The sequence below is a fragment of the Variovorax sp. J2P1-31 genome (assembly GCF_030317215.1).
Classification (GTDB): Bacteria; Pseudomonadota; Gammaproteobacteria; order Burkholderiales; family Burkholderiaceae_C; genus Variovorax.
In genome coordinates this window covers 43,723-64,382 of record NZ_JASZYA010000006.1, presented here as the reverse complement: position 1 = coordinate 64,382, position 20,660 = coordinate 43,723, and the positions used below count along the sequence as shown (strand labels likewise).

Below are 20,660 nucleotides of genomic sequence, written 5' to 3'. Positions count from 1 at the left end.
ATTTGTATAAATTCACCAAATGGACAAAAGTTGCCTTAGCGTTTAGATTCGAAGCCGCCATCCGTGTCGGCCCTAGGACCTCCAAAAAAAGCCATGATCGAAGTCCCCTCTGCCCATGCCCCCGCATCCAATGCACCGGGAGAAACCATCCGCGCGTTGCGCAAGCGGCTCGGCCTCACGCTCGGCGAGGTCAGCGCGCGGACCGGACTAGGGGTTTCTACTTTGTCCAAATTGGAAAAAGGGCATGCCTCGCTGTCGTACGAGAAGCTGCACCTGATCAGCCGCGGGCTGGGCGTCGACATGGCGCAGGTGCTCGAGCCCTCGGGCAGCGCGGCCGTGGTCGGTGCGCGCGGCGTGCCCTCCACGCCCGCGGGCTACAGCGCGGGGCGGCGCATCGTGCAGCGGCGCGGCGAAGGCATGGCGGTGGGCAACCGCACCTACAGCCAGACCTACCTCGCCACCGAGCTGCTGAACAAGCGGCTCACGCCCATGGTCACCGAGGTGCGCGCGCGCAGCCTCGACGAGTTCTTCGCCGAGTTCGGCGGCTTCATCCACCACCCGGGCGAGGAGTTCAGCTACGCGCTCGAAGGGCGCATCGAATTCCACACCGAGCTCTATGCGCCGGTGGTGCTCAACCCAGGCGACTCGGTCTACTTCGACAGCGCGATGGGGCACGCCTACCTGGCCGTGGGCGAGGGGCCGTGCCGGCTGCTCTCGGTGTGCGAGTCGGTGGGCGATGCGCATCCGTCGATGCGCGCACCGGCCGAGATGCCGCCCGCGGTGCAGCGCGCCGATGCGGGCGCCGCCAAGGCGCCGCAGGCCGCGCCGGCCGAGCGGCGCAAGCGGCATCCCTGAAGACCCCGCCGCTCCCGATCGCCTTCGCCGCCGCATGAGCGCTGGCGCGCCGGTCCGGCACGCCCCGATCGGGGGAGCCGCGCCGCGTGCTGGTGCGGCAGGCACGCGCCGGCCGGTCGCCAGCGTCCTCCGGCGCCGAAAAAGCGGCGTGGCGCCTGGCATGCGGATTGCTAACTAACCGATCAATTAATTGTCAGGGTTAGTCCCGTGGCGTGGCGCGGTGCACGCCCTAAACTTCGCCTGAAATTAATTGATCGACTAATTATGTAAGTCCTGCCTCGGCAGACGCTCTTTCAGGAGAACCTCATGAACTTCCAATGGAAATCCCTCGCAGCGGCGTGGATGCTGCCGACCTTCTGCCTCGGCGCCTGGGCGCAGGACACCGTCAAGATCGGCGTGATCCAGCCCCTGACCGGATCGGTGGCCTACAACGGCCAGGCCTTCGTGGCGGGCGCCAAGCTGGCGGTCGAACAGCGCAACGCGGCCGGCGGCGTGGGCGGCAGGAAGATCGAACTGGTGATCGAGGACGGCCAGTGCCGCCCCGCCAACTCGGTGAACGCGGCCGAGAAGCTGATCCAGCGCGACAAGGTGGTGGCCGTGACCGGCGCCTTCTGCAGCTCGGCCACGGCCGCGGTCATGCCGGTGGCCGAGAAGTACAAGGTGCCGCTGCTCAGCGGCGTGTCCTCCAAGGCCGACCTGACCGAGAAGGGCATGCAGTACTTCTTCCGTTCGGCCGAGACCGACCGGCTGATGTCCAAGACCTTCAGCAAGATCCTCGCGGACAAGCTGCAGCTCAAGAACGTGGCCTACATCGGCGTCAACGACGACTGGGGCCGCGGCGGTGTCGAGGACTTCTCCAAGGACCTCTCCGGCATGGGCGTGAAGACCGTGATGAAGGAGTACTTCGACCACGGCGCGACCGACTTCTACACGCTGCTGACCAAGCTGCGCGCGGCCAAGGCTGACGGCGTGTTCGTGGCCGCCGAGACGCAGGACGGCTCGATCCTGGTCAAGCAGTTCAAGGAGTTCGGCCTCAACACCAAGATCTTCGGCGTCGGCTCCTGGGCCACGGCCGACTTCATCGGCCTCACGGGCGCGGCCTCCGAAGGCGTCTACGCCGCCGTGCCCTATGCGTCGAGCATGCCCGGCGAGCGCAACAAGGCCTTCGTCGACCAGTACACGGCGGCCTACAAGGAGAAGCCGGGCAAGTACGGCGCGGCCGGCTTCAACGCGCTGAACATCCTGATGGAAGCGGCCGCCCGCGCAGGCAAGGCCGAGCCCGAGGCGATCCGCGACGCGCTGCGCAAGACCGACTACCAGGCGCCCAACGGCCGCTACCGCTTCACCGAGAAGGGCGAGGGCTACGGCTTCGACGTGGTGCTGGTGCAGATCGTCGGCAAGGAGCCGAAGGTCGTGGCCGAGTCCCCCACCGAGAAGCCCTGAGCCGCGGCGCGCCCGCTGATCGGAACGCAGATGGAACTGCTCCTGCAATACCTCGCCAACGGCCTCGTGACCGGTTCGTTCTATGCGCTTTCGGCGCTGGGCCTGACCCTGATCCTCGGCCTCATGCGGGTGGTGAACTTCGCCCACGGCGAGCTCTACATGCTTGGCGGCGTGATGGGCTGGTGGGCCACCACGCGGCTCGGCCTCGACTTCTTCACCGGCCTGCTGCTGGTGGCCGTGGCGATGGGCGCCTTCGGCTGGCTCATCGACCGCTTCCTGATCGAACGCATCCGCGACCAGGGCGAGGAGGCCGGCATCCTGCTGACCATCGGCCTGTCGATCTTCCTGGCCAACACCGCGCTGCTCGCGGTCGGCACCGCGCCGCTCAAGGTCGAGGCGCCGATCTCCGCCGGCCCGGCCTTCCTCGGCCCGATCGTGCTGACCAAGCTGCGCCTGTTCGCGGTGGCGGTGTGCGCGCTGCTGATCGTCGGGGCCTGGCTCACGATTCACAAGACCCGCCTGGGCCGCTCGATGCGCGCCACCTTCCAGGACCCGATGGCCGCGCGGCTGGTGGGCATCCGCACCGCCAACGTCTACGCCGCGACCTTCGCGATGGGCACCGTGATCGCCTCGATGGCCGGCATGCTGCTGGGCTCGATCTATTCGGCCCAGGTGTCGGTGGGCGGGCTGGTGAGCATGAAGGCCTTCGTGGTGGTGATCCTCGGCGGCATGGGCAGCTTCGCCGGCGCGATCGCGGGCGGCCTGCTGCTGGGCGTGGCCGAGGCCCTCTGGGGCGGCTACGTGGCGACCGGCTGGGTCGACATCATCGGCTTCGCGCTGGTGATCCTGACCCTCGTCTTCAGGCCCTACGGCCTGTTCTCCAAGCGCGCGGAGCGAGCATGAAATTCGAACGCAACTTCCTCTTCGGCTTCCTCGCGCTGGCCGCGTTGGTGCCTTTCGTGGTGCGGGACCAGTACCTGCTGCACATCGCCATCATCGTGCTGTTCTACGCGGTGCTGGCCACCAGCCTGAACCTGGTGGTCGGCTACGTCGGCGAGTTCTCGCTGGGCCACACGGCCTTCCTGGGCACCGGCGCCTATGCCGCGGCCATCCTCTCGACGCAGCACGGCTGGCCGATGTGGGCCACCGTGCCGGTGGCGGGCGCGCTGGCCGCGGCGATGGGCGTGGTGATCGGCGCCATCACGCTGCGCCTGCAGGGTCCGTTCTTCGTGATCGTGACGCTGTCCTTCGCCGAGGTGCTGCGGCTGGTCGCCGACAACTGGATCGGCCTGACCAACGGCCCGATGGGCATCGCGGGCATCCCGCAGCCCGCGATGCTGGCCGAGGCCGGCAACCTCGGCGCCAAGCAGTTCTACTACGCCGTGGCCTGGGGCGTGCTGGCCATCGCGCTGTACCTGTCGTACCGCTTCGTGCATTCCAACGCCGGACGCGCGGCCGTGGCGATCCGCGAGAACCGCTTCGTCGCGCAATCGATCGGGGTGCGTCCGCTGACCTACTCGATGCTGGCGCTGGTGCTCGGCGCCTTCCTGTCGGGCATGGCCGGTGGCTTCTATGCGCACTACATCTCCTTCGTCGGGCCGGAGATGTTCCGCTTCGCCTTCATGATCAGCATGATCATCATGGTGCTGATCGGCGGCAAGGGCACGCTGGTCGGACCGCTGATCGGCGCGCTGCTGGTGACGCTGCTCGAGGAGTACCTGCGCGAGACCAAGGAGCTGCGGCTGTCGATCTTCGGCCTGGCCGTGATCGCCATCGTGCTGTTCCTGCCGCAGGGCCTGATGGGCTTCGCGCAGCGGCGGCGCGAGCGGCGCATGCCGACAGCCGCATCGACCAAGCTGGCGACGCCGGCCACCGGGAGATCCGCATGAACGCCGCCCTGAGCCTGCCGGCCGGCGCGACGCTCGAAGTGCGCGGCCTGGGCAAGTCCTTCGGCGGCATCAAGGCCGTCAAGGACATCAGCTTCGACGTGCGCCCGGGAGAGATCGTGGGCTTGATCGGCCCCAACGGCGCCGGCAAGACCACCTGCTTCAACCTGATCACCGGCTTCTACACGCCGAGCACCGGCCAGGTCCGCTATGGCGGTGCCGACGTCACCGGCGAGAAGCCCTTCCGCATGGCGCGCCGCGGCATCGTGCGCAGCTTCCAGAAGACCAACATCCTGAAGTCTCTGACGGTGTTCGAGAACGTGCTCACCGGCCACTACCTGGAAGCGCGCCAGTCGCTGTGGCAGACCTTCTTCCCGGGCCGCCGGGTGCGCGAGACCGAGCAGGCGGTGCGCGACAGCGCCGCGCGCATCGTCGAGACCATGGGCCTGTCGCAGCGCATGGACACCGCCGCCTCGGTGCTGTCCTGCGGCGAGCTGCGCCTGCTGGAGGTCGCGCTCGCGCTGGCCGCCAAGCCGCAGGTGCTGATGCTCGACGAACCCGCGGCCGGGCTCAACAGCCAGGAGGCGCGCGTCTTCGGCGACATCCTCAAGACCCTTCCGGGCCGGCTGGTGCAGTCGGTCCTCATCGTGGAGCACAACATGGGACTGGTGATGGCCGTGTCCGACCGCGTGGTCGTGATGCATTTCGGAGAGAAGCTGGCCGAGGGCACGCCGGCCCAGGTGCAGGGCGACCCGCGCGTGGTCGAGGCCTACCTGGGCGGAGGGAAGAAGGCATGAGCGCCGTCCTCGAACGCTCGCCGCCGGCCGGTGCCGCGCCTGCGGGCGAGCCGCTGCTGGCGCTGCGCCAGCTGCATGTGAGCTACGGCAAGACCGCGGCCCTGCACGGCGTCGACCTGCGCATCGCGCCCGGCGAGGTGGTGGCGCTGATCGGCGCCAACGGCGCGGGCAAGAGCACGACGCTGCGCGCGATCTCGGGCCTGCTCAAGCCGACGCGCGGCGAGATCCTGTTCAAGGGCCACGCCATCGGCGGCATGCCGGCCGACCGCATCGTGGGGCAGGGCATCGCCCAGTCGCCCGAGGAGCGCCACGTCTGGCCCGCCATGACGGTGCACGAGAACCTGGCCCTCGGTGCCTACCTCTGCAAGTCGGCCACGGTGGTGGAGGAGCGCGCCGCCAAGGTCTACGCCCGCTTCCCGCGGCTCAAGGAGCGCTACCGGCAGCTGGCCGGCACGCTCAGCGGCGGCGAGCAGCAGATGCTGGCGATCGGCCGCGCGCTGATGTCGGAGCCCACGCTGCTGCTGCTCGACGAGCCCAGCCTGGGCCTGAGTCCGCGCATGGCCGAGGAGGTGTTCGACTTCGTGCGCGAGATCCACGCGCACGGCGTGACGGTGCTGCTGGTGGAGCAGAACGTGCACAACGCGCTGTCGGTCGCGGCGCGGGCCTACGTCTACGAGACCGGCCGCATCGTGGCGGAGCGGCCGGCGGCCGAACTGCTCGAGGACACCGCCTTGCTGAGCGCCTACCTGGGCGGCTGAGCCGGTCGGAAGAGGCCGGCCCGCGAAGGCCGGCCTTCTTCCTCCCCGTTAATTAATTGTGTGTTTATTTATTAAGCGCCGGACCTGTCCGGTACGAAGGAGATCGTGATGAGCAAGCCCTTGCGTGTAGGGATCGTGGGCGCCGGCATCGGCGGCGTGGCATTGGCGCGGGCCCTGCGCCTGCGCGGCATCGACGCGCACCTGTTCGAGCGGGCGCCCGCCTTCGGCGAGATCGGCGCGGGCGTGCAGATGACCCCCAACGCGGCCAAGGTGCTGCAGGCGCTGGGCCTGGGCGATGCGCTCGAACGCATCGGCTTCCTGCCCGAGGCGATGGTCGGGCGCAACTGGGACACGGCGCGCGAACTGTTCCGCACGCCGCTGCGCGAGACCTGCCCGCGGCTGTTCGGCGCCGGCTTCTATCACGTGCACCGGGCCGACCTGCACGCCATCCTGTGCGAGGGCATCCCGGCCGACAAGGTTCGCTTCAACGTGCAGTGCGTGGGCATCGAACAGGGCGCGCAGGGCGCGACCGCGCGCTTCGCCGACGGGTCGTCCTTCGAGGCCGACCTGATCGTCGGCGCCGACGGCATCCATTCGGTGGTGCGCGACGGGCTCTGGGGCAAGACCGCGGCGCGCTTCACCGGCCACATGTGCTGGCGCGCGCTGGTGCCGGTCGAGCAGCATCCCTTGCCCTTCGTGAGCCCGGACGCCTCGTTCTGGATGGGCCCGAAGGCGCACATCGTGACCTACTACGTCAAGGGCGGCGCGGCCGTGAACATCGTGGCGGTCAACGAGAGCGCCGACTGGGTGGCGGAGTCGTGGACCGAGCCCAGCACCCGCGAGGAACTGCTGGGCGCCTACCAGGGCTGGCACCGCGACATCGTCGACCTGTTCGAGCGCGTGGACAGCGCGCAGACCTTCAAGTGGGGCCTGTTCGACCGCGACCCGATGCCCCAGTGGTCGCAGGGCCGGGTCACGCTGCTGGGCGATGCCGCGCATCCGATGCTGCCCTTCCTGTCGCAGGGCGCGGCGATGGCGATCGAGGACGCCTACGTGCTCGCCGCCGCCCTCGCGCACCGCGCGGGCGACATCGAAGCCGCGCTGCAGGCCTACGAAACGGAGCGCCGCCCGCGCACCGCGCGCGTGCAGCTGGAGGCGCGCGAGCGTGGCCGGACCTACCACCTGTCCACGCCAGAGGACCTGCGCCAGCGCGACCTGGAGATGCAGCGCCAGCAGGCTCAGAACCCCAACGCCGTGGGCATCAAGGCCGAGTGGGTCTACGAGTACGACGCGACGCGCTGCGTCGAGCGATTCGATGCCGAGGCCGTGTCGGCCTGAACCGGAGAAGAAAAGATGAAGACGAACTACCGCATCGGGCAGATCGTGCCCAGCTCGAACACCACCATGGAGACCGAGATCCCGGCGATGCTGCGCCTGCGCGAGCAGATCCGGCCCGAGCGCTTCACCTTCCATTCCTCACGCATGCGCATGAAGCATGTGACCAAGGAAGAGCTGGCGGCCATGGACGCCGAGTCCGACCGCTGCGCGCTGGAGCTCAGCGACGCGCGTGTCGACGTGCTCGGCTACGCCTGCCTGGTGGCCATCATGGCGATGGGCCACGGCTACCACCGGGCCTCGCAGGAGCGGCTCGCGGGCGTGACCGCGGCCAACCAGGGCGCGGCGCCGGTGGTCAGCAGCGCCGGCGCGCTGGTCGACGGGCTGCGCGTGTTGGGCGCGAAGCGCATCGCGCTGGTGGCGCCCTACATGCTGCCGCTCACGAAGCTGGTGGTCGACTACATCGCACACGAGGGCTTCGAGGTGGTGCACTGGCGCGCGCTCGAGATCCCCGACAACCTCGAGGTGGGGCGCCACGATCCGGCGAAGCTGCCGGGCATCGTGGCCGGCATGCCGACCGACGAGGTCGACGTGATCGTGCTGTCGGCCTGCGTGCAGATGCCCTCGCTGCAGGCCATCGCGCAGGTCGAGGCGCGCACCGGCAAGCCTGTCGTGACCGCCGCCGCCGCGACCGTCTACGCCATGCTGTGCCAGCTGGGCCTCGAGCCCATCGTGCCCGGCGCGGGCGCGCTGCTTTCCGGCGCCTACCCGAAGGCGGCGGCATGAGCGAAAGCACTTTCCTGTACGGCGCGCAGGTCCACGCCAACGGCATCCGCCAGCACTGCCTGCGCTACGGCGGCGCGGAAGGCGCGCGGGCGCAGCGCGACGCCATCGTGCTGATTCCCGGCATCACCAGCCCGGCCGTGACCTGGGGCTTCGTGGCCGAGCGCTTCGGCCGCCACTTCGACACCTATGTGCTCGACGTGCGCGGCCGCGGCCTGAGCGAAGCCACCGACACGCTCGACTACAGCCTCGACGCACAGGTGGCCGACGTGATCGCCTTCGCGCAGGCGCTCGAGCTGCCGCGCTACGCGATCGTCGGCCATTCGATGGGCGGGCGCATCGGCCTGCGCGCCGCGTCGCGGCGGCCCGAGGGGCTCACGCGGCTGGTGGCGGTCGATCCGCCCGTCTCGGGTCCGGGCCGGCGGCCCTATCCCGCGCAGCTGCCCTGGTACGTGGACTCCATCCGCCTGGCGCAGCGCGGCATCTCGCTCGAGCAGATGCGCGCCTTCTGCCCCAGCTGGAGCGAGGCACAGCTGCGCCTGCGCGCGCAATGGCTGCACACCTGCAACGAGCGCGCCATCGTGACCAGCTTCGAGGCCTTCCAGACCGACGACATCCATGCCGATGTTGCGCGCATCGCGGTGCCGACGCTGCTGCTCACCGCCGAACGCGGCGACGTGGTGCGGCCGGCCGATGTCGACGAACTGCGCGGCCTGCTGCCCGCGCTGCTGGAGCGGCGCGTGCCCGATGCGGGCCACATGATCCCGTGGGACAACGAGGCCGGCTTCCACGCCGCCTTCGGCGACTTCCTCGGCCAGGCCCTGGACTGAGCGGCCGCGCCGCTCCTGCGTCCGACTTCCTTCCTCTTCAACCCTCACTGCCCGGAGACCCCTCATGGCCGTCAGCGACACCGACCTCATCCGCGCCTGGACCCAGGTGCTCACCCTGTCCAAACTCGAACCGGGCGCGGCCGTCACCGTGCTCACCAGCGAGCAGACCCACCCGCAGACGCTGCGCTGCGCGATCACCGCCGCGAGCATGATGGGCGCCAGCGTGAGCCGGCTCGACCTGCCGCCGGTCAACGGCGACAAGGCGCTGAGCCGCGATCCGCTGGCCTACCTCGGCACCACGCCGCTGACCGGCAACCGGCCGGCGATCGCCGCGCTCAAGGCCTCCGACCTGGTGCTCGACCTGATGACGCTGCTGTTCTCGCCCGAGCAGCACGAGATCCTGCAGGGTGGCACCAGGATCCTGCTGGCCGTCGAACCGCCCGAGGTGCTGCTGCGCATGGTGCCGACCGCCGCTGACCGCGAGCGCGTGCTGGCCGGCGTCGCCCTGCTCAAAGGCGGCCGCGAGATGCGCGTGACCTCGGCCGCGGGCACCGACCTGCGCTGCCCCTACGGCGAATACCCGCTGACCGCCGAATACGGCTTCGTCGATGCGCCCGGACGCTGGGACCACTGGCCCAGCGGCTTCGCCTTCACCTGGCCCAACGAAGGCCAGGCGGACGGGCGCATCGTGCTGGCCAAGGGCGACGTGCTGCTGCCCATGAAATCCTATGTGGGCGAGCCCATCACGCTCACGGTCGAGAAGGGCTTCGTGACGCGCATCGACGGCGGCCAGGAGGCCGAGATGCTCAGCGAGTACATCGAGTCCTTTGCCGACCCCGAGGCCTATGCGATCTCGCACATCGGCTGGGGCCTGCAGCAGCGCGCCTACTGGTTGACGCTGGGCCTCTACGACCGCGAGGGCACGATCGGCATGGACGCGCGCGCGGTCAGCGGCAACTTCCTGTTCTCGCTCGGCCCCAACAACGAGGCGGGCGGCAGCCGCACCACCGCCTGCCACATCGACGTGCCGATGCGCCGCTGCACGGTCACGGTGGACGGCCGCGAGGTCGTGCGCGACGGGCGCGTGGTGGAGTCGCTGATGCCGGCGCCCCCGGCCGCACAGGAGGCCGCCCATGCATGACGCACAGGACACGGCCGTCTACCGCCAGCAGGGCTTCGGCGCCTCGCTGCGCCTGGCGCCGCCCTTTGGCCTGCTGATCGTCGACTTCGTCGAAGGCTTCGCCGACCCGGCGGTCTTCGGCGGCGGCAACATCCCGCAGGCGATCGCGCGCACCCACGGCTTGCTCGACCTGGCGCGGGCCCAGGGCTGGCCGGTGGCGCACAGCCGGATCGTCTATGCCGACGACGACGGCGATGCGAACGTGTTCTCCGACAAGGTGCCGGGCATGCTGACGCTCAAGGAGCACTCGCCAGCGAGCGCGATCGTGGCCTCGCTGGCGCCGCGCGCGGGCGAACTGGTGGTGCGCAAGAACGTGCCCTCGGCCTTCTTCGGCACCACGCTCGCGTCCTGGCTCACGCAGCGCGGCGTGCGCACGCTGGTGGTGGCCGGCTGCGTGACCAGCGGCTGCGTGCGGGCCAGTGTGGTGGATGCGATGTGCTGGGGCTTCGCGCCGGTCGTGGTGAGCGATTGCGTGGGCGACCGCGCCATCGGTCCGCACGATGCGAGCCTGTTCGACCTGGCGCAGAAGTACGCCGAGGTGCTGCCGCTCGAGGAACTGCGTTCGAGGCTGGCGCTGGCGGGCTGACGCCGTCGCCTCGGGCCGTCTCAGGCGGCCTCGAAGCCGCCCACCACGAAACGCGTGACCTGCTCGATCAGCGACGCCGTGTCGGCGGGGTCGTAGACGCCGGGCCGCGTCATCTCCTCCATCCGGTGCGTGTCCGAGAAGGCATAGAGGTAGGTGCCGATCATCATCGTGACGCGCCAGTGCGCATCGAGCTCGCTCAGGCCCGGCAGCGCGGCGCGCAGCGCCTCCACATAACGCAGGGTGGAGCTGCCGTAGGCCAGCGTGCGCAGCTCGTACGAGATCTCCGGCGGCTCGGTGTGCAGCCGGGCCTGCAGCCGCAGGAAGGCGCGACCCTGCGGCGAGGCGCGCAGCGAGACCGTGGGCAGCAGGAAGGCCCGCACGACTTCGCGCGCCGTGGCCGTGCCCGCGCGCTGCAGCGCCTCCAGGCGCTCGATGCGCTCGAGCGACACCGGCTCGCTGCGGCGCAGGAAGGCCTGCTCGAAGAGGCCGAACTTCGAGCCGAAGTAGTAGCTGATCAGGGCCTGGGTCACTTTGGCCTTCTCGGCGACCTCGCGCATGGAGGTGCCGGCGTAACCCAGCGTGGAGAACACCGTTTCGGCCGCATCGAGGATCTCGTCGCGCACGACGCTCGTGCCTTCGGGCCGGCCCGGTCCTCTGGGCTTGCGATGCTGCTGGGTGTCTTGTCTTTTCTCGGGCATCGCGGACCTGTAATTAATTGGTTGATCAATGATTATCCGATATGCCTCGGCGACGTGCTGGCCCCTGCTACCCTTTGCCAGCCCCCTCTACGCCACCCCGTATGTCCGATCTCCCGACCAGCCCCTCCGCCGAACGCAACAAGCAACCCATCCTCGAGGTCCTGCGCCGCACGCTCGGCCCGCAGGGCCGCGCCCTCGAGATCGCGGCTGGCACGGGCCAGCATGCGGTGTGGTTCGCCGCGGGCCTGAGCCCCTGGCTCTGGCAGCCGAGCGAGGCCGATGCGCGCATGCTGCCCCTGCTGTCGCGCCGGGTCGAGGAGGCCGCGTTGCCGAACCTGCAGGCACCGGTGCTGCTCGACGTGACGGCGCCGCAGTGGCCCGCGCAAGGACTGGCCTTCGGCCGCGAATTCGATGCGGTCTTCTGCGCCAACATGCTGCACATCGCGCCCTGGCCGGCCTGCGCCGCGCTGATGGACGGCGCGGCGCGCCACCTGCGGCCGGGCGGCCTGCTGCTCACCTACGGGCCCTACTTCGAAGAGGGCCTCGAGGTGCCCAGCAACCAAGCCTTCGACGAGGACCTGCGTGCGCGCAACCCCGCCTGGGGCATCCGCCGCCTCGAAGACGTGGTGGCACAGGCGGCGCGCGCGGGGCTGGCCCTGCGCGAGCGGCATGCGATGCCGGCGAACAACCTGCTGCTGGTGTTCACGCGCTGAGCGTTCAGCACAGGTCGTGGCGGACCGCGTGCGCATGGTGCGCATCGATCTGCGCGACCTGCGCGTCACCGATCGTTTGCGCTTCGGTGCCGAGCGCCGCGAAGGCCCGCATCATCTGGCCGACCGTGGGCAGGGACTGGTGCTCGCGCCGTGCGTCGTCGGACCAGAGCCCGGCGCGTAGAGCGCGTAGAGCGCGTCGAGGTCGGGCGCGTCGGCGGGTTCGGGAAGCACATCGTTGGCGCGCATGAGCGGGGTTCCAGGTGAAGAGGAACCGAGCGTAGGGTGGGTCGCGGTGAGGGCGGTAGAACGCATCGGCCAAGCGATGGCGCGATGCCGCCACCGTCGATCCGGCGCCGCGGGCCCTAGGCCGCGTCGCGCGGCTTCACGCGGCTGCGGCAGGCGATCAGGTAGGCGTCGCGCGTGCTCTGGATGTGGCCGCGCAGGATGGTCTGGGCGCGCCGGGTGTCGAGGTTGCGGATGGCATCGACCACCACGCGGTGGTTGTCCTGGCAGTGCGTGACCTGGTCGTTCTCGACCGGCAGCCGGTAGCGCAGCGCGGTGATCTGGGCCGAGACCAGGTTGAAGGCGGCCTTGAGGTAGCTGTTCTCGCAGTGCGCGACCAGTGCGTTGTGGAACTCGGTGTCCAGCCGCGGGAAGGCGCTGTGGTCGGCGTTGGCGAAGGCCGCCGCCATGTCGTCGAGGCAGGCGTCTAGCGACTTCACCAGTTCCGCGTGCTGGTACTTCATCGCATCGGCCAGCGCCTCGCATTCGATCATCGATCTGAACTGGCAGATGTGGGCGACCTCGGTCTCGTCGAGCTGGAACACGAAGGTGCCGCGCTGCGGATGGATCACCACCAGGCCCTCGAGCCGCAGCCGCAGCAGGGCCTCGCGCACGGGGGTCTTGCTCATGCCCAGCATGCCCGCCAGCACCGACTCGGACAGGGCCTCGCCGAACTGCAGCGGGCCGTTGACGATGGCGTTGCGGATGCGCTCCACAGCGAGATCGGTCAGCGACTTGGGGCGTTCGACGGGGTCGGAGAAGTTCATGTTGCGGCTGATTGTCGGTTGGCGTGCACCCTAGAACTTACCCTAATTTTCACTTCAGGTCTTAGATGTTGTACTTCGTGCCTGCAATCTCATATATCAGGCACCAATGAAGACAACAGTGGGCTCCCTTCCCGCGCTTTCCCCGGTCGATCGGATCTATCGCATGTTCGAACACCTGCTCGTGCTGGGCCTGGCGGTCATGGCGTTGATGGTGTTCGCCAACGTCGTGCTGCGCTACGTGTTCAACAGCGGCCTCACGCTGACCGAGGAAGTCGGGCGGCTGATCTTCGTGTGGCTGACCTTCCTGGGCTCGATCGTGGCGCTGCGCCAGGGCACGCACCTGGGCATGGACTCGGTGATCCGCCGCCTGCCGCACCGCGCCAAGGTGGCGTGCTTCGTCGCCAGCCATCTGATGATGCTCGGCTGCTGCGCGATGCTGTGGATCGGCTGCTGGCGCCAGACGGTGCTCAACATCGACAACCGCGCGCCGGTCTCGGGTCTGCCGATGGCGGTGCTGTACTCGGTCGGCCTGGTGAGCGCGCTGCTGATGGGGCTGACACTGCTGTCGAACCTCTGGCGCGCCTGCACCGGCCGCATGAGCGACGCCGAACTCGCCATCGTGCGCGAGTCCGAAGACAACGCCGTGGCGCACTGAACGACGGCCAGGACCTCCCCCCATGACCGTCTTCATCTTCATCGGATCGCTGCTGGGCGCCATGGCCCTGGGCATGCCCATCGCCTTCGCGCTCATGGTCAGCGGCGTCGCGCTGATGGCGCAGCTGGGCATCTTCGAATCCCAGATCCTGGCCCAGAAAGTGGTCGACGGCGCCGACAACTACCTGCTGATGTCGGTGCCCTTCTTCCTGCTGGCCGGGGAGATCATGAACCTCGGCGGCCTGTCGCGCCGCATCGTCGACGCGGCCATGGCCGTCATCGGCCACATCCGCGGCGGCCTGGGTTACGTGGTGGTGATCACCGGGATCGTGATGGCCAGCGTCTCCGGCTCGGCCATCGCCGACACCGCCGCGATCGCGGTGCTGCTGATCCCGATGATGCGCGAGGCCGGCTACAACCTGGGCCGCGCCAGCGGGCTGATCGCGGCCTCGGGGATCATCGCGCCGGTGATCCCGCCGTCGATCGGCTTCGTGGTCTTCGGCGTGAGCGCCGGCCTGTCGATCACCAAGCTGTTCATGGCCGGCATCGCGCCGGGCCTGATGCTCGCGGGTTCGCTGCTGGTGACCTGGTGGTGGCTGTCGAAGCGCGAGAGCGTCACGCCGCCGCCGCGCAAGCCGGTGGGCGAGATGCTGCGGGCCATCGCGCGCAGCGGCTGGGCCATGGGCCTGCCGCTGATCATCATCGTGGGCCTGAAGATGGGCGCCTTCACGCCGACCGAGGCCGGCGTGGTGGCCGCGGCCTATGCGATGTTCATCAGCGTGGTGGTCTACCGCGCGCTGACGCTGCGCGACATCTACCGTGCGCTGCTGAGCGCGGCCATGACCTCGGCCGTGATCATGTTCCTGGTGGCGGCCTCGATGGTCTCGGCCTGGCTGATCACCGTGGCCGACATCCCCGACCAGATCATCGCGCTGGTCGAGCCCTTCATGGGCAACAAGACGCTGCTGATGTTCGTGCTGATGCTGATCGTGGTGATCGTCGGCACCGCGCTCGACTTCACGCCGGCCATCCTGATCCTCACGCCGGTGCTGATGCCCATCGTCAAGCAGGCCGGCATCGACCCGATCTACTTCGGCGTGCTCTTCATCATCAACAACGCGATCGGGATGATCACGCCGCCCGTCGGGGCCGTGCTCAACGTGGTGTGCGGCGTCGCGCGCATCCGCATGGACGACGCGATCAAGGGCGTCATGCCCTTCATGGTCGCGCAGCTGATCGTGCTGCTGCTGTTGATCCTCTTTCCCGCGCTGGTCACCGTGCCGGCCGCCTGGTTCCACTGATTCACCCGCAACACCAAGGAGACATACCGTGAAATTCAAACGCATCCTGATCGCCGTGGCCGCCACCCTCGCGCTCGGCGCCGCGCAGGCCCAGGTGGCGAAGTTCGGCTTCGGCGCGAGCGACGACAACTCGCAGGGCCTGGGCGCCAAGCGCGTGGCCGAACTGGCCAAGGCCAAGACCGCGGGCCGCGTGAACATCTCGACCTACGGCAGCGGCAAGCTCGGCACCGACCCGCAGATGCAGTCGGCGCTGCAGGGCGGCGTGCAGGAACTGATGGTGGGCCCGACCTCGAACCTGGTGGGCCTCATCAAGGAGTACGCGATGCTCGACCTGCCCTTCCTGGTCTCGAACTTCAAGGAGGCCGACGGCCTGCTCGACGGCCCCGTGGGCCAGGCGCTGGCGCAGAAGCTCGAGGCTCACGGCCTGGTCGGTTTGGCCTACTGGGAGAACGGCTTTCGCCACCTGACCAACTCCAAGCGGGCCGTCACCAGGCTCGAGGACATGCAGGGCCTGAAGATCCGCGTGATCCAGAACCCGGTGTTCATCGACACCTTCAAGGAGCTCGGCACCAACCCGGTTCCGATGCCCTACACCGAGCTGTACGGCGCGCTCGAGACGCGTTCGGTCGATGCGCAGGAAAACGGCCTGGGCCTGATCGAGTCGGGCAAGTTCTACGAGGTGCAGAAGTTCCTCTCGCTGACCGGCCACAGCTACACCCCCTACATCGTGCTGGCCAGCAAGAAGTGGTTCGACAAGCTCTCCGAGGCCGACCGTGCCGCGGTGCGCCAGGCGGCCGTCGAGGCCGGTGCCTACCAACGCAAGATCAACCGCGAGCAGTCGGCCATGCTGGTCGGCGAGATGAAGAAGCACGGGCTGCAGGTGACCGAGGTCGCGCCCGCGGAGATCGCGCGCATGCGCGAGAAGGTCAAGCCCGTGCACGACAAGTTCACGCCGCAGATCGGCAGCGCGCTGATGGCGCAGGCCAAGGCCGAGATCGCCAAGGCCGGCGGCGGCAACTGAATCCCCTCTCCATTCCCCAGACAGAGAACATCCCCATGAATCTTTCCGATATCGTTTCCGCATTCCAGTCGGTCGCCACCGCGTCGGTGGCCGATGCCGTCGACAAGGTCTGCGGCAAGCGCGGCTACCTCGACGAGGCCATCAAGCCCCGCATCAACGACAAGCGCGTCGTCGGCCCGGCCGTGACCGTGGTCGAAGTCGCGACCGACGAATTCCTGCCGCCGCAGCACGCGCTGGACCTGATCGACGAGGCCGAGGCCGGCAGCGTGATCTGCATCGCCATCAGCGGCGAGGCCGACGTGGCGGTGTGGGGCGGCCTGATGACGGCCGGCGCCTTCGCCAACGAGCATGTGGGCGCGGTGCTCGACGGCGGCGTGCGCGACATCGCGGAGATCCGCCGCGACTACGACTTCCCGGTGTTCTCGCGCAGCATCTCGCCCGGCACCACGCTGGGCCGCCACAAGACCGTGGCCTCGCAGGTGCCGGCCATGATCGGCGGCGTGATGATCCATCCGGGCGACATCATCGTGGCCGACATCGACGGGGTGGTGGTGGTGCCGCGCGCGCAGGTCGAGGCGGTGCTCGAGATGGCGCAGGAGATCGACGTGCGCGAACTGGAGCAGGCCAAGCTGATCGTCGCGGAGCGTTCGCTGCGCAAGGGCCTGGCCAAGTATGGGCGCATCTGACATGGGCATCGACATCGTCTCGATCGGCGAGCCGATGATCGAGTTCAACCAGGTGCGCCCCGACGCGCCGGAGTTCCGGCAGGGCTTCGGCGGCGACACTTCCAACGCGACCATCGCGGCCGCCCGCCAGGGCGCGCGCACGGCCTACGTCACGCGCGTGGGCGCCGACGAGTTCGGCAGTCGGCTGCTCGCGCTGTGGCGCATGGAGCAGGTCGACACGCAGGCGGTGGCGTGCGATGCGGGGGCGCCCACCGGCGTCTACTTCGTCACGCACTCGGCGCAGGGCCATGCCTTCAGCTACCTGCGCGCGGGCAGCGCGGCCAGCCGCCTGACCGGGGCCGAACTGCCGGCCGCGTTGATCCGCGGCGCGCGCTTCCTGCATGTGTCGGGCATCAGCCAGGCGATCAGCACCAGCGCCTGCGATGCCGTCTTCGATGCGATCGCGATCGCGCGCGAGGGCGGCACGCAGGTGGTCTACGACGCCAACCTGCGGCTCAAGCTGTGGTCGCTGGCGCGCGCCCGCGCGGTGATCCGCGAGACGTTGGCGCACTGCGACATCTTCCTGCCCAGCCTGGAGGATGCCGAGCTGTTCACCGGGCTGCACGACGCCGAGGCCATCATCGACTGGTGCCTGCAGGCGGGCGCGCCCACGGTCGTGCTCAAGCTGGGCAAGCAGGGCGCGATCATCGGCACCGCGCACGGGCGCGTGCGCATCGCCGGCCACACGGTCGAGGCGGTCGACGCCACGGGCGCGGGCGACTGCTTCGCCGGTGCGCTGATGGCGCGCCTGGTCGCGGGCGATGCGCTGGCCGACGCGGCGCGCTATGCCAACGCGGCCGCCGCGCTTACCACCACCGGCTTCGGCGCGGTGGCGCCGATCCCGCGGCCCGAGGCGGTGCGGGCCTTCCTGGCGAGCCACGGCACGGCGTAGCGGCCATGCCGCCTCAGGCCGCCACTTCCTCCCGCAACCGCTGCGCGCGCCCCGGCGCCGCGACCAGCGGCTGCGGCTCGATGGCCTGGCGCACCAGCTCGGCCAGCCGCAGCACCGGCGCCTCGGGCCGGGCCTGCGCGCGGTAGAGCCACAGGCCCATCGGCGGCAGCTTGGGCAGCCCCGCGGCCGCGGCATCGATGCCGCGCACCGACGCCGGCTGGCCGAAGGGCGTGCGCAAGGTCAGGCCGAGCCCGGCCGAGGTCGCGGCCCAGAGCGCGCCCAGGCTCGAGCTGCTGAAGGCGTGGCGCCAGGGGATGCCCGCGCGGTCGAGCGCGTTCGTCGCGATGTCGCGCACCGGGCAGGGCGCGTCGAGCAGCACCAGCGGCAGCGCCTCCGCGCTGCGCGCCTGCCGCTCGGGCCACCACTGCGGCCGGTCGCCTGCGGCCGTGCCGATCCATTGCAGCGGCGCCTTGAGCAGCCGCTCGCCGTAGGGCATCGGCGGATGGTCGCCCGTGTCCCAGACCAGCGCGAGGTCGAGCTTGCCCAGCGTCAGCCGCTCGCGCAGTTCGGCGCAGCGCACCATGCAGGCCTCGATGCGCACCTTGGGATGGGCGCGCGCGAAGCGGCCCAGCACCGTGGGCAGCAGCGTCTCGCCGAAGTCCTCCTGCAGGCCCAGCCGCACCCAGCCCTCGAGGTCGGCGCCGCGCATCGCGGCCGCGGCTTCGTCGTTGAGCTCGAGCAGCCGGTGCGCATAGGCCAGCAGGGTCTGGCCGGCGTCGGTCAGCTCGAGGCCGCGGCCGGCCTTGCGGAACAGCGCGGTGCCGGCCTGCGCCTCCAGCTTCTTCAACTGCGCGCTCACGGCCGAGGTCGAGCGCCCCAGCTTGTCGGCCGCGCGCGCATAGCTGCCCAGCGCGATGCCGGTGGAGAAGCTGCGCAGCACGTCGAGATCGAACATCACCTGGCTCATCTGGACTGTCCTGGATTTTGGGATGGTATGGCCATTATTTTCTGATTTTCAAAACCTTGGCGGCGCCCGAGACTTCGCCCACCATGCAATCCGACGCCGCGCTGTCCCTCCCTTCGCCTGCTTCCTCCACCCTCGGTCCGCGCCATCGCTGGAAGGTGCTGGCCGCCGGCGTGGCCGCCAACGCGGCCTTCTCGGTGGCCTTCAGCGGCATCCCCATGACGGCCGTGCTGATGCGCTCGGGCTACCGCCTCGACAACGCCACGCTGGGCCTGGTGCTGGGCCTCATGGGCCTGGGCATCGCCTTGAGCGAACTGCCCTGGGGCCTGCTCACCGACCGCTGGGGCGACCGCCCGGTGCTGCTGCTCGGCCTGGGTGCCACCGCGGCCGCACTCGCGGCGATGGCGCTGTGGGCCGCGCCGCATGGCGAGCATGTGCCCGGCCTGGGCTGGCTGGCCGTCGGCCTGCTGAGCGTGGGCCTGCTGGGCGGCAGCGTCAACGGCGCCAGCGGCCGGGCCGTGATGACCTGGTTCGGCGAAAGCGAGCGCGGCCTGGCGATGAGCATCCGCCAGACCGCCGTGCCGCTGGGCGGTGCCGTCGGCGCGCTGCTGCTGCCCCTGCTGGCGCTGCACGGCGGCTTCCGCATGCTGTACGCGGTGCTGGCCGGGCTGTGTGCGCTGGGGGTGCTGATGGCCTGGGCCTGGGTGCACGAACCCGCGGTGCCGATGCGCGCACCGGCGCCCGTGGCCGGTGGCGCGCACGAGCGCGGGCCGCTGCACGACGCGCGCATTTGGCGCATCGTGGCGGGCATCGGCATCCTGTGCTCGGCGCAGTTCGCGGTGCTGTCCTTCGGCACCGTGTTCCTGCACGACTTCGGCCACCTGGGTTGGGCGGCCATCACCGCCGCGATGGTCGCGGTGCAGGTCGGCGCGATGGTCATGCGCGTGTGGAGCGGCCGCTGGACCGACCGCCGCCGCAACCGCCCGGCCTACCTGCGCGGCTGCGCGCTGCTGAGCCTGCTGTTGTTCGCGGCGCTCGGCGCGTTGACGCTGTCGGGCGCGATGGCCACGCAGACCTCGGCGGGACGCATCGGCCTGCTGGTGCTGCTGACGCTGGCCGGCATCAGCGTCTCGGCCTGGCACGGCGTGGCCTACACCGAGCTCGCGACCCTGGCGGGCGCGGCGCGCGCCGGCACCGCGCTGGGCATGGCGAACACCAGCGTCTTCCTGTTCTGCTTCGTCACGCCGCTGCTGATCCCGCACCTGCTCACGCTGCAGGGATGGCCGCTGGTGTGGTTCGTCGCGGGCGGGTGCGCGCTGGCGGCCATGCCCTTGATGCTGCCCGCGCGGGTGCGGCAGGGGCAGGCTATCCCCTGAGGTACCGCCCGATCAGCGCCAGCCCCGAGCACAGCACGACCAGGCTCACGATGCGCATGAACTGCGCCCTCGAAAGCCCGAGCGTGAGCCGTCGGCCGATGGCCGTTCCCACCAGCATCGCGGGCAGCAGCCACAGCGCGAGCAGCAGCAGCGCCCGGTCGGCATAGACGCCCGCCAGCAGGAACAGGACGGCGCGCGTCAGCGTCGAGAGCCCGATCAGCGTGGACTGCGTGACGCGGATGCGCTCGGTCGCCTCGATGCGTCCGGCCAGGTAGATCGCGTAGATGAAGCCGCCGCTGCCGAACAGCGCGGAGAACAGCCCGCCGACCGCACCGAAGGGCCAGGCGGCGCGCGGCGACAGGCGCGCTTGCGGCTTGACGCCGCTGAGCGCGTAGAGCCCGTAGCCCACCGCGAAGAATCCCAGCGCGGCCAGCAGCACCTCGGGCCGGCCGCGCAGCAGGATCGCCGCGCCGAGCAGGCTGCCCAGTGCCATCGCGGGCACGATGCGCCGCAGCTCGCCGGTGTCGGCCGAGCGGCCGTCGCGCAGCACGTTCACCGTGGCCGCCGCGAAGTCCAGCAGCGCGAGCAGCGGCACGATCACCGCCACCGGCACGAACTGCGCGAGCAGCGGGCCGGCCACCAGCGCGGTGCCGAAGCCGGCCAGGCCGAAGATCACATAGGCGAGCGTGACGCCGGCGCAAACCCACAGCAGGTGCAGCGGTGCGAGCGGCAGCGCGGCCGACACGGAAGAGAAGAGGGCGTCCACGCGGCGGGGTTCCGATGACAAGAAGAGGAGCCCGAATCTATAGACGTC

General features: G+C 69.9%; 23 protein-coding genes. 19 read left to right on the top strand and 4 right to left on the bottom strand.

The genetic code is table 11. The annotated features are described in order from the left end of the window. Nucleotides 1–93: 93 nt before the first annotated feature. From QTI20_RS29825 to QTI20_RS29775, 11 genes are all read left to right on the top strand, one after another. The gene (locus tag QTI20_RS29825) at nucleotides 94–855 is read left to right on the top strand and encodes a helix-turn-helix domain-containing protein (RefSeq protein WP_286556024.1); all 762 of its coding nucleotides are present in this window, start codon (nucleotides 94–96) and stop codon (nucleotides 853–855) included. A 306-nt stretch (nucleotides 856–1,161) separates the two neighbouring features. Then, entirely contained in the window at nucleotides 1,162–2,298 is a 1,137-nt protein-coding gene (locus QTI20_RS29820) for an ABC transporter substrate-binding protein (RefSeq protein ID WP_286556022.1), read from the top strand. A gap of 30 nt (nucleotides 2,299–2,328) precedes the next feature. Next, a complete protein-coding gene (locus tag QTI20_RS29815; RefSeq protein WP_286556020.1) occupies nucleotides 2,329–3,201 on the top strand; it encodes a branched-chain amino acid ABC transporter permease in 873 nt (290 codons plus the stop codon). Next, nucleotides 3,198–4,187 carry a branched-chain amino acid ABC transporter permease gene (locus QTI20_RS29810; protein WP_286556018.1) on the top strand — a complete coding sequence of 330 codons (990 nt, stop codon included), beginning with the start codon at nucleotides 3,198–3,200 and terminating at the stop codon, nucleotides 4,185–4,187. Before QTI20_RS29815 ends, QTI20_RS29810 begins: the two co-directional genes overlap by 4 nt. After that, entirely contained in the window at nucleotides 4,184–4,981 is a 798-nt protein-coding gene (locus QTI20_RS29805; protein WP_183027328.1) for an ABC transporter ATP-binding protein, read from the top strand. The genes QTI20_RS29810 and QTI20_RS29805 overlap by 4 nt, the downstream gene beginning before the upstream one ends. Further along, nucleotides 4,978–5,739: an ABC transporter ATP-binding protein gene (locus QTI20_RS29800; protein ID WP_219213608.1), complete on the top strand. Its 762-nt coding sequence runs from the start codon at nucleotides 4,978–4,980 to the stop codon at nucleotides 5,737–5,739. The genes QTI20_RS29805 and QTI20_RS29800 overlap by 4 nt, the downstream gene beginning before the upstream one ends. Before the next feature lie 108 nt (nucleotides 5,740–5,847). Further along, on the top strand, nucleotides 5,848–7,077 hold the full coding sequence (locus QTI20_RS29795) for an FAD-dependent monooxygenase (RefSeq protein ID WP_286556015.1): 1,230 nt from the start codon (nucleotides 5,848–5,850) through the stop codon (nucleotides 7,075–7,077). A gap of 15 nt (nucleotides 7,078–7,092) precedes the next feature. After that, on the top strand, nucleotides 7,093–7,860 hold the full coding sequence (locus tag QTI20_RS29790; RefSeq protein ID WP_286556013.1) for a maleate cis-trans isomerase family protein: 768 nt from the start codon (nucleotides 7,093–7,095) through the stop codon (nucleotides 7,858–7,860). Continuing rightward, nucleotides 7,857–8,687 (top strand): alpha/beta fold hydrolase, encoded by an 831-nt coding sequence (locus QTI20_RS29785; RefSeq protein ID WP_286556011.1) that lies wholly within the window; start codon nucleotides 7,857–7,859, stop codon nucleotides 8,685–8,687. Before QTI20_RS29790 ends, QTI20_RS29785 begins: the two co-directional genes overlap by 4 nt. 64 nt (nucleotides 8,688–8,751) lie before the next feature. Then, nucleotides 8,752–9,828, top strand: coding sequence for a 2,5-dihydroxypyridine 5,6-dioxygenase NicX family protein (locus QTI20_RS29780; RefSeq protein WP_286556008.1), 1,077 nt, complete (start codon nucleotides 8,752–8,754; stop codon nucleotides 9,826–9,828). Next, nucleotides 9,821–10,453, top strand: coding sequence for an isochorismatase family protein (locus QTI20_RS29775; protein WP_286556007.1), 633 nt, complete (start codon nucleotides 9,821–9,823; stop codon nucleotides 10,451–10,453). The genes QTI20_RS29780 and QTI20_RS29775 overlap by 8 nt, the downstream gene beginning before the upstream one ends. A gap of 20 nt (nucleotides 10,454–10,473) precedes the next feature. On the opposite strand, the gene QTI20_RS29770 is transcribed toward QTI20_RS29775, so the two are convergent. Continuing rightward, complete coding sequence (locus QTI20_RS29770) at nucleotides 10,474–11,151, bottom strand: TetR/AcrR family transcriptional regulator (RefSeq protein ID WP_286556005.1); 678 nt, start codon at nucleotides 11,149–11,151, stop codon at nucleotides 10,474–10,476. A 101-nt stretch (nucleotides 11,152–11,252) separates the two neighbouring features. Here QTI20_RS29770 and QTI20_RS29765 point away from each other — a divergent pair, with 101 nt between their 5' ends. Both QTI20_RS29765 and QTI20_RS29760 read left to right on the top strand, forming a co-directional pair. Beyond that, on the top strand, nucleotides 11,253–11,864 hold the full coding sequence (locus tag QTI20_RS29765) for a DUF938 domain-containing protein (protein ID WP_286556003.1): 612 nt from the start codon (nucleotides 11,253–11,255) through the stop codon (nucleotides 11,862–11,864). A gap of 34 nt (nucleotides 11,865–11,898) precedes the next feature. Continuing rightward, nucleotides 11,899–12,045, top strand: coding sequence for a hypothetical protein (locus QTI20_RS29760; RefSeq protein WP_286556002.1), 147 nt, complete (start codon nucleotides 11,899–11,901; stop codon nucleotides 12,043–12,045). Between the two features lie 181 nt (nucleotides 12,046–12,226). Here the strand turns inward: QTI20_RS29760 and QTI20_RS29755 are convergent, their stop codons facing one another. Next, a complete protein-coding gene (locus tag QTI20_RS29755) occupies nucleotides 12,227–12,913 on the bottom strand; it encodes a GntR family transcriptional regulator (RefSeq protein WP_286556001.1) in 687 nt (228 codons plus the stop codon). Nucleotides 12,914–13,076: 163 nt separating this feature from the next. On the opposite strand from QTI20_RS29755, the gene QTI20_RS29750 reads away from it, so the two are divergent. The 5 genes from QTI20_RS29750 to QTI20_RS29730 are packed head-to-tail and all read left to right on the top strand — an operon-like array spanning nucleotide 13,077 to nucleotide 17,506. After that, on the top strand, nucleotides 13,077–13,568 hold the full coding sequence (locus QTI20_RS29750; RefSeq protein ID WP_286556000.1) for a TRAP transporter small permease: 492 nt from the start codon (nucleotides 13,077–13,079) through the stop codon (nucleotides 13,566–13,568). 22 nt (nucleotides 13,569–13,590) lie between these two features. Continuing rightward, nucleotides 13,591–14,868: a TRAP transporter large permease subunit gene (locus QTI20_RS29745; RefSeq protein WP_286555999.1), complete on the top strand. Its 1,278-nt coding sequence runs from the start codon at nucleotides 13,591–13,593 to the stop codon at nucleotides 14,866–14,868. A 28-nt stretch (nucleotides 14,869–14,896) separates the two neighbouring features. Beyond that, the gene (locus tag QTI20_RS29740; protein ID WP_286555997.1) at nucleotides 14,897–15,889 is read left to right on the top strand and encodes a TRAP transporter substrate-binding protein; all 993 of its coding nucleotides are present in this window, start codon (nucleotides 14,897–14,899) and stop codon (nucleotides 15,887–15,889) included. A 35-nt stretch (nucleotides 15,890–15,924) separates the two neighbouring features. Beyond that, nucleotides 15,925–16,575 carry an RraA family protein gene (locus QTI20_RS29735; RefSeq protein ID WP_286555995.1) on the top strand — a complete coding sequence of 217 codons (651 nt, stop codon included), beginning with the start codon at nucleotides 15,925–15,927 and terminating at the stop codon, nucleotides 16,573–16,575. A 1-nt stretch (nucleotide 16,576) separates the two neighbouring features. Continuing rightward, entirely contained in the window at nucleotides 16,577–17,506 is a 930-nt protein-coding gene (locus QTI20_RS29730; RefSeq protein ID WP_286574316.1) for a sugar kinase, read from the top strand. Nucleotides 17,507–17,519: 13 nt separating this feature from the next. On the opposite strand, the gene QTI20_RS29725 is transcribed toward QTI20_RS29730, so the two are convergent. Then, nucleotides 17,520–18,473, bottom strand: a complete 954-nt coding sequence (locus QTI20_RS29725) for a LysR substrate-binding domain-containing protein (RefSeq protein ID WP_286555991.1) — start codon at nucleotides 18,471–18,473, stop codon at nucleotides 17,520–17,522. A gap of 83 nt (nucleotides 18,474–18,556) precedes the next feature. Between QTI20_RS29725 and QTI20_RS29720 the strand changes: the two genes are divergently transcribed. Next, nucleotides 18,557–19,846: an MFS transporter gene (locus QTI20_RS29720; protein ID WP_286555989.1), complete on the top strand. Its 1,290-nt coding sequence runs from the start codon at nucleotides 18,557–18,559 to the stop codon at nucleotides 19,844–19,846. On the opposite strand, the gene QTI20_RS29715 is transcribed toward QTI20_RS29720, so the two are convergent. Then, entirely contained in the window at nucleotides 19,836–20,612 is a 777-nt protein-coding gene (locus QTI20_RS29715) for a sulfite exporter TauE/SafE family protein (RefSeq protein WP_286555987.1), read from the bottom strand. The genes QTI20_RS29720 and QTI20_RS29715 overlap by 11 nt on opposite strands. Between the last annotated feature and the right edge of the window lie 48 nt (nucleotides 20,613–20,660).

Bases quoted from the DNA above. Each gene is read 5' to 3' on its own strand.
- QTI20_RS29825 (WP_286556024.1), top strand. From the start codon at position 94: ATGATCGAAGTCCCCTCTGCCCATGCCCCCGCATCCAATGCACCGGGA.
- QTI20_RS29820 (WP_286556022.1), top strand. From the start codon at position 1,162: ATGAACTTCCAATGGAAATCCCTCGCAGCGGCGTGGATGCTGCCGACC.
- QTI20_RS29815 (WP_286556020.1), top strand. From the start codon at position 2,329: ATGGAACTGCTCCTGCAATACCTCGCCAACGGCCTCGTGACCGGTTCG.
- QTI20_RS29810 (WP_286556018.1), top strand. From the start codon at position 3,198: ATGAAATTCGAACGCAACTTCCTCTTCGGCTTCCTCGCGCTGGCCGCG.
- QTI20_RS29805 (WP_183027328.1), top strand. From the start codon at position 4,184: ATGAACGCCGCCCTGAGCCTGCCGGCCGGCGCGACGCTCGAAGTGCGC.
- QTI20_RS29800 (WP_219213608.1), top strand. From the start codon at position 4,978: ATGAGCGCCGTCCTCGAACGCTCGCCGCCGGCCGGTGCCGCGCCTGCG.
- QTI20_RS29795 (WP_286556015.1), top strand. From the start codon at position 5,848: ATGAGCAAGCCCTTGCGTGTAGGGATCGTGGGCGCCGGCATCGGCGGC.
- QTI20_RS29790 (WP_286556013.1), top strand. From the start codon at position 7,093: ATGAAGACGAACTACCGCATCGGGCAGATCGTGCCCAGCTCGAACACC.
- QTI20_RS29785 (WP_286556011.1), top strand. From the start codon at position 7,857: ATGAGCGAAAGCACTTTCCTGTACGGCGCGCAGGTCCACGCCAACGGC.
- QTI20_RS29780 (WP_286556008.1), top strand. From the start codon at position 8,752: ATGGCCGTCAGCGACACCGACCTCATCCGCGCCTGGACCCAGGTGCTC.
- QTI20_RS29775 (WP_286556007.1), top strand. From the start codon at position 9,821: ATGCATGACGCACAGGACACGGCCGTCTACCGCCAGCAGGGCTTCGGC.
- QTI20_RS29770 (WP_286556005.1), bottom strand. From the start codon at position 11,151: ATGCCCGAGAAAAGACAAGACACCCAGCAGCATCGCAAGCCCAGAGGA.
- QTI20_RS29765 (WP_286556003.1), top strand. From the start codon at position 11,253: ATGTCCGATCTCCCGACCAGCCCCTCCGCCGAACGCAACAAGCAACCC.
- QTI20_RS29760 (WP_286556002.1), top strand. From the start codon at position 11,899: ATGGTGCGCATCGATCTGCGCGACCTGCGCGTCACCGATCGTTTGCGC.
- QTI20_RS29755 (WP_286556001.1), bottom strand. From the start codon at position 12,913: ATGAACTTCTCCGACCCCGTCGAACGCCCCAAGTCGCTGACCGATCTC.
- QTI20_RS29750 (WP_286556000.1), top strand. From the start codon at position 13,077: ATGTTCGAACACCTGCTCGTGCTGGGCCTGGCGGTCATGGCGTTGATG.
- QTI20_RS29745 (WP_286555999.1), top strand. From the start codon at position 13,591: ATGACCGTCTTCATCTTCATCGGATCGCTGCTGGGCGCCATGGCCCTG.
- QTI20_RS29735 (WP_286555995.1), top strand. From the start codon at position 15,925: ATGAATCTTTCCGATATCGTTTCCGCATTCCAGTCGGTCGCCACCGCG.
- QTI20_RS29730 (WP_286574316.1), top strand. From the start codon at position 16,577: ATGGGCATCGACATCGTCTCGATCGGCGAGCCGATGATCGAGTTCAAC.
- QTI20_RS29725 (WP_286555991.1), bottom strand. From the start codon at position 18,473: ATGAGCCAGGTGATGTTCGATCTCGACGTGCTGCGCAGCTTCTCCACC.
- QTI20_RS29720 (WP_286555989.1), top strand. From the start codon at position 18,557: ATGCAATCCGACGCCGCGCTGTCCCTCCCTTCGCCTGCTTCCTCCACC.